A 6,359-nucleotide genomic window follows, 5' to 3' on the forward strand; every position below is an offset into this window, starting at 1 on the left:
TACGCTCACCCGCCGACGACGACTCCACGCCCCCGATCCAGTGGGACACCACGGGAAGATCTTCATTAACTGACATGCCAGAACTCACTTTCAAATCATCAACGGACAACGCCGGTCGCTCACCACCAACCTAACCACCACACCCACCCCCACACCGCCCTACAAATGTCACCACCACCACCAACAAAACGACACATGTCTATCCATCCGGCAGGACACGCACGCATAACGTGTGGGTATCACCACATAAATCAGGAGTTCCCATGAAGAAGCGTCACCTCTCTTTGGTGTCTGCCCAGCCCACCGCCCATGCCGTGCGGACAGGAGACCATTGCCCCGAAAGCGGCTGGTGGACTCCGCTCGACCAGGTGCACGGGGACGCAATGACGCGCTTCATTGGAGAGGGAAGCCTCATGCCGGCAGTAGCAGGGAGTCCTGGCCTCTGGATCCCGAGTCGTCACCGCTGAGTCCAGCTTTGACGGAAGCCACAGCCCAGAGGCTGCGGCAAGCGCGTCGCAGCGCTCGAAATCGTAGTAGTCGCTGAATCCAAACCACAGACCAGTGAATTCAGCCAGAAAGGAAACCACAGTGCATACCGTTGTCATCGGAGGCGGGGTCATCGGCCTCACCCAGGCATACCACCTCGCGCGCGAAGGTGAAACCGTCACTGTCATTGACGCCCGGAACACAGGGCTGGGCGCCTCCGAGGTCAATGCCGGGTGGATTGTCCCGGCTGAGGCGGCGCCGGTACCAGGACCTGGCGTGGTGCTCCAATCCCTGAAGTGGATGATGCGCCCCGACAGCCCGTTGTACATTCGGCCGTCGGTGCAACCGGACTTTCTGAAGTTCATGGTCGGCATGTGGCGTCGTTCGAACTTCCAGGACCAGCGTGCGGGCTTCGAAGGCCACCTGCGCCTTGCCCAGCACACCATCGAGACCTTCGACGAGTACCGGGCCGATGGTATGGATTTTGAAATGCACAACCGGGGGCTGCTCATGGCCTTCACCCAGAAGCACAATCTCGAGCATCACCTGGACAACCTGGACCTGCCAAAGTCCTTCGATCTGGATCCCCGGGTTCTTATCGGTGACGACGTCCGGAACCACGAGCCGCTGCTCACCGACGCCCTGTACGGTGGGATCTACTTTCCACAGGAACGTCACGTGGATCCGGGCGCCATGGTCACTGCGCTGCACAAACGTTTGGTGGAACTTGGCGTCCGGATCATCGAGCACTCCCCCGTGGACCGGGTTACCTTTAAGGGCAATAGTGTTGCCGCCGTTCACAGCGGCGATCAAAGGTTTGATGGCGACCGTTTCGTCCTGGCGGCCGGAGCTTGGACCGGCCCCCTGTCGAAGGTCTTCAATCAGCCCCTTCCGGTTCGGCCTGGCAAGGGTTACAGCGTGGAAGTGCCCGCATACGGTCTCAAGGGGGCCGTCAATCTTTCGGACGCAAAAGTCGCCGTAACTCCCTTTAATTCGAGGCTTCGACTGGCAGGAACCATGGAGTTCGGCGGTCTGGACGAGAAGATCAACAAGGTGCGCATTGACGCCATCCTTCGCGCACCCCGGACCTACTTCCGTGGATGGGAGCCTCCAAAGGAGCCAGTGACCCCGAAGGCAGGGATCCGGCCCATGACTCCGGACGGAATGCCCGTGATTGGAAAATTGGGGACACTGGCCAACACCTACATCTCCACCGGTCACGGCATGCTCGGTGTCACGTTGGCGCCGGGCAGCGCAGCTGCACTAACCGGGCTCATTCTTAAGGGAAAGCAGAATCCGGCGCTTCTCCCTTTCACGGCAGCGCGTTTCCTTCCTCGAAACCACGCTGCCTAGTGCCTTCTGCCCCACTCCCTGAAAGAATCCACGCATGTCACACCTGAACAAAGACCTCTTGACACCCGGGAACGCGGCCACCAATGCAGGCTCGCGCGAAAAACTGATCCTCGAAGCCATTGAGGTGCATGCGGAAGGCGAGCCGGGAAGGATCCTGACTTCCGCTGCCCGGCTGGTTAAGGGCGACACCATGGTGGAGCGCCTACAGTTCTGCAAGGACAACCTGGATTGGCTACGTCAGCTGATGCTTCACGAGCCACGCGGTTACCCGGGGCTGTGTGCCGTGATTCTCCTGCCTCCCGTGAACGCAGGCTCCGACTTCGGCATTGTGGTGTTGGAGCAGGGAGGCTTCACGCCGATGTCGGGGTCCAACACCATCTGCGCGGTGACGGCGGTCATTGAGGCAGGCATTATTCCTGCACGCGGCCCCGAAACGGTCGTCACCATTGATACTGCTGTCGGCGTTGTCCAGGCAGTGGCTCGAGTCCACGACGGTAAGGTCCTGTCCGTCACCGTCGTCAACGTTCCGGCGTTCGTTGTCGAACTCGATTACCCGCTGCTGGTCCCCGAGTTCGGTACGGTGCCCGTGGACGTCGTTTTCGGCGGACAGTTCTTCGCCCAGGCGCGCGTTGCGGATCTGGGACTTGAGCTGCATCCGGACAAAGGCAAGGACCTTGCCCGTGCTGGTGCACTGATCAAGATGGCCGCACTGGAACAAATCCAGGTGACGCACCCGTTGAACCCAGGCATCGCCGGCGTTAACCTCGTCATGCTGCACACCGGCGACCGCGTTGCCGGCAGGCAGGATAGGAACACCGTGGTGCTGTCCAACGGCAAGCTCGTGCCATCCGATTCATCGACATGGACTGGTGCCCTGGACCGCTCACCGTGCGGAACCGGTACCAGCGCCCGAATGGCAGCACTGCACGCACGAGGTCAACTTGCCATCGGTGAGGACTTTTCCCACAAGAGCATCATCGGCAGCGAATTCATCGGGCGCCTGACCGGCACCACCGAGGTGGCCGGACGACAAGCGGTCCTGCCCACGATCACAGGGCGTGGTTGGGTGACCGGAACCAGTGAGTGGACGCTAGATCCAACAGACCCGTTCCCCTCCGGTTACACCGTGGGCGACATCTGGGCCCCTGGAGCCTGAGCGGTCATTGCCTCCTTGTGCGCCCTCTTCCCCGCAATGGGAGAGGGCGCACCATTGGATACCTAACAGAAAGGTGCACCTGTGGTCTTCGACAAGGCGCCCTTGACGGCCGCGAACGACGCCGGCACGCATTCGGCCATGCTCATGGGCAGGACGGCCCTTGTTACTGGCGCGTCCCGCGGCATAGGCCGTGCCACGGCGAAGGCGTTGCACCGCGAAGGGGCACACGTGGTGCTCCACTACGGAAGTGACAAAGACTCGGCCCAAGCTACTGCCGTGGAACTAGGCGACCGCGTCCTGCTGGCCCAAGGCGACCTCCGCGACCCGGCAGAACGCCAGCGGGTCTGGACCGAGGCAGGCGAATGGCGTGGCGGCGTCGATGTCCTGGTCAACAACGCCGGGGCCTGGCTCCCGTCGGAACTCAACGACAGCCAAGCGTGGCAACGCGGATGGGAAGCGAACTACGACCTGAACCTCCTGGCACCCGCAGACCTGTGCCGTTGGGCGATCCTCGGGTTCAAGGAACGGGGCGGCGGCATCATCGTCAACGTCACCAGCCGCTCCGCTCATCGAGGGGACGACGCCGAACACCTCGCCTATGGGGCGGCGAAGGGAGGACTCCTTGCCCTGACCAAGGGCATCGCCCGCGGCTACGGCAAGGACAACATCCTCGCCTACGCTGTGGCCCCTGGCTGGGTAGCGACCGACATCGCCGGAGACCTCGCCAACGACCCCGGCGTGCTCGAAAGCCTGCCGCTCGGTGAAGTCACGCCGCCGGAAGACGTCGCGGAAGTCATCACCTTCCTGGCATCCGGACGCTCCCGGCACAGCACAGGATCAACCATCGACATCACGGGCGCCGACTACGTCCGCTGACCCATCCCGGACCGACGGCGGCGCCGCCCGCAATCTGGAGTGCCGCCGTCGGGCTTTAGGTTTCTTGAAAGGGGACCCATGAGGTTCAGTCGAACGCTCAACGTCGTCGACTCCCACGCCGAAGGCGAATCCGGCAAAGTGGTGGTGGGGGGCATCGGCCCGGTACCCGGTGCCACCATGCTCGACAAAAAGCTCTACTTCGAAGAAAACCTGGACCAGCTCCGCAAACTGCTGCTGTGCGAACCCCGCGGCGCGGTCTGGCACAACGCCAACGTCGTGCTGCCCTCCAACAACCCGGCCGCCGACTTCGGCTACATCATCCTGGAGTCCACCGAGTACCCGGCCATGTCCGGATCCAACACAATGTGCGTGGCCACGGTCCTGTTGGAAACCGGGATGCTGCCCATGACCGAACCGGAGACCCAGTTGGTCCTGGAATCACCCGCAGGACTGATCCGCATCGAAGCCACATGCAAGGACGGGAAAGTCGAACGCGTGAAGCTGGTCAACCAGCCCGCGTTCGTTTACCACCAGGACGCCAAGATCGACGTGCCCGGGCTCGGAAAGATCACCGTAGACGTGGCCTACGGCGGGATGACGTTTGCCTTCGTTGACGCAGACTCCGTTGGCGTGGAGTTGGACGTGCGGAACGAAGCGCTGCTGTATGACCTGGGCCAGCGCATCAAGAAAGCCGCCGCTGAACAACTCGATGTCACGCATCCCTTGGATCCACGAATCCCGGGGATCACCAACACCTCGTTCACCGGGCCTTTGCTGCACGAACACGATCCCGACGGGACGGAGCTCGTCCGGTCCGTCAACGGAGTGATCGTCTCACCGGGACGCCTGGACCGATCCCCGTGCGGCACCGGCACGTCCGCCCGGCTGGCACTGCTCCACGCCCGCGGAGAGCTGAAACCGGGCCAGTTGTTCCGGCACGAATCCATCATCGGCAGCCAATTCGACGCCCGCATCGAATCACTGGCTACCGTTGGCCCATACGATGCCGTGGTCCCCAGCATCGCCGGCCGGGCCTGGATTACCTCTTTCAACCAACTCGTCGTGGACCCCTCCGATCCTTTCCAAGAAGGCTTCGTCGTGGGCAAACCCTGGAAAGCAGAGTACTGACATGGCCAACGGACGAATCGACGACTGGCACTCCCTGACTGGTGCCCGCGTCGAAATCCGCCAACTCGGAGTACGCGTCTGCGAGGGAATCGTAGACACCGTAACTGAGGACGGGGAAATCTTATGGCTCCAGAGCCCGTTGGATGGCAGGCGATTGTTCGAGAAAACAGAACTCTACGAGGCGTGGCTCGATGAAAGCCGCGTTGGATTCCACTACTACATGGCCATCAGATAGCTGGCGGTTTGAGGCTGGCAGGTATCACCGCCTCCGTGGCCAAAAGCCATTGACCAGAACCACCCCGAGGATGACGATGCTGCTCCCGAGGATCTGGACCGGTGTCAGTACGAACCCCATGACGGCAGAGATTGCGGCCGTGAAGACCGTCGTCAAGTTCAGGAAAATGCCGGCGTTGGAGGGCGGAATGACCATCAACGCACGGTTCCACAAGACGTAAGAAAATACTGACGGAAAGACCGCAATGTACCCCAGCGAAAAGAACTCGCCGGGGCCTCCGGGAAGTTCAGGACCGCCCAAGAGAACAGTGACTAAACCCAGGACAAGCACGGAAACGGCGGCCTGGATTGCTGTCCCGGTAATAGGTGGCACGAAAGGTGCCCGGCGTCCCACGATGGTGTATCCGGTCCACACCACAATCGCCCCTATCATCAACCACTCACCCAGCCCCAAGCCTGCAGTCGCCACATGCGAAATATCGCCGTCAGTGAGGGCAATAAGGACCCCGGCCAAAGCCAGCAAGACACCACCGAACGTGACAAGAGACAGCCGCTGACGCAGAAGGATCGATGCGGCAACGGTGATCAGGGCGGGGTTGAACGCATTGACGACGGAGGCGGTAAAGGCGTCCGTGTACTGGAGTGCGGTATACAGCAACAACGCATGTCCGAGCATTCCCAGGATGCCCATCGCAACCAGCCACGGCCACGCGGCAAATACTTCCCTCCAACGTGGACGCTCCATGAAACGGGCAATCAAGAACAACGGGCCCACCGCGAGCAGCCAGCGCAGGAATGCAAGGCTCATAGGGTCCAGGGCAGCCACGGCGCGCGCGCCAATCACATAGTTCCCTGCCCAGAACAAGGCGGCGGCTGCCAGCGACGCGTAGGCCCAAACACCGGAACCTGGCCTCTTCTCAGTGAACTGTTCACCCAAGGTCGTGGCCGTACGTGATGACAATAGTTGGTCCTCTTTGATATGGGCAGTGGGAGCGTTCTCCCCGTGTTCGGACACGAATTGGGGGTGTGCTGAAGGCCTCCGGCGCTTTGGGGCGTCGGAGGCCTTCGGTGTCAGGGTCCAGTGCCAGGCCCTGACGTTTGTGGGGCTTTCGCCTAGTTTTGGGGG

At 61.7% G+C, this 6,359-nt stretch carries 6 protein-coding genes; 5 read left to right on the forward strand and 1 reads right to left on the reverse strand.

The features are described from left to right. The first annotated feature begins 588 nt into the window (after window positions 1-588). The 5 genes from ACIQT2_RS23900 (at window position 589) to ACIQT2_RS23920 (ending at window position 5,234) form a co-directional block, all read left to right on the forward strand. The gene (locus ACIQT2_RS23900) at window positions 589-1,839 is read left to right on the forward strand and encodes an NAD(P)/FAD-dependent oxidoreductase (protein ID WP_402951749.1); all 1,251 of its coding nucleotides are present in this window, start codon (window positions 589-591) and stop codon (window positions 1,837-1,839) included. 34 nt (window positions 1,840-1,873) lie between these two features. Continuing rightward, the gene (locus tag ACIQT2_RS23905; RefSeq protein ID WP_402951751.1) at window positions 1,874-2,995 is read left to right on the forward strand and encodes a proline racemase family protein; all 1,122 of its coding nucleotides are present in this window, start codon (window positions 1,874-1,876) and stop codon (window positions 2,993-2,995) included. A gap of 81 nt (window positions 2,996-3,076) precedes the next feature. Next, the gene (locus tag ACIQT2_RS23910) at window positions 3,077-3,871 is read left to right on the forward strand and encodes an SDR family NAD(P)-dependent oxidoreductase (protein WP_402951754.1); all 795 of its coding nucleotides are present in this window, start codon (window positions 3,077-3,079) and stop codon (window positions 3,869-3,871) included. A 78-nt stretch (window positions 3,872-3,949) separates the two neighbouring features. Beyond that, window positions 3,950-4,999 carry a proline racemase family protein gene (locus tag ACIQT2_RS23915; protein WP_402951756.1) on the forward strand — a complete coding sequence of 350 codons (1,050 nt, stop codon included), beginning with the start codon at window positions 3,950-3,952 and terminating at the stop codon, window positions 4,997-4,999. A 1-nt stretch (window position 5,000) separates the two neighbouring features. Beyond that, window positions 5,001-5,234: a hypothetical protein gene (locus ACIQT2_RS23920; protein ID WP_402951758.1), complete on the forward strand. Its 234-nt coding sequence runs from the start codon at window positions 5,001-5,003 to the stop codon at window positions 5,232-5,234. A gap of 24 nt (window positions 5,235-5,258) precedes the next feature. On the opposite strand, the gene ACIQT2_RS23925 is transcribed toward ACIQT2_RS23920, so the two are convergent. Next, on the reverse strand, window positions 5,259-6,194 hold the full coding sequence (locus tag ACIQT2_RS23925; RefSeq protein ID WP_402951761.1) for a DMT family transporter: 936 nt from the start codon (window positions 6,192-6,194) through the stop codon (window positions 5,259-5,261). Window positions 6,195-6,359: the final 165 nt, after the last annotated feature.

Source organism: Paenarthrobacter sp. NPDC090522 (assembly GCF_044769225.1).
In the GTDB taxonomy this organism is placed as follows: Bacteria; Actinomycetota; Actinomycetes; order Actinomycetales; family Micrococcaceae; genus Arthrobacter.

Bases quoted from the DNA above. Each gene is read 5' to 3' on its own strand.
- ACIQT2_RS23905 (WP_402951751.1), top strand. From the start codon at position 1,874: ATGTCACACCTGAACAAAGACCTCTTGACACCCGGGAACGCGGCCACC.
- ACIQT2_RS23920 (WP_402951758.1), top strand. From the start codon at position 5,001: ATGGCCAACGGACGAATCGACGACTGGCACTCCCTGACTGGTGCCCGC.
- ACIQT2_RS23915 (WP_402951756.1), top strand. From the start codon at position 3,950: ATGAGGTTCAGTCGAACGCTCAACGTCGTCGACTCCCACGCCGAAGGC.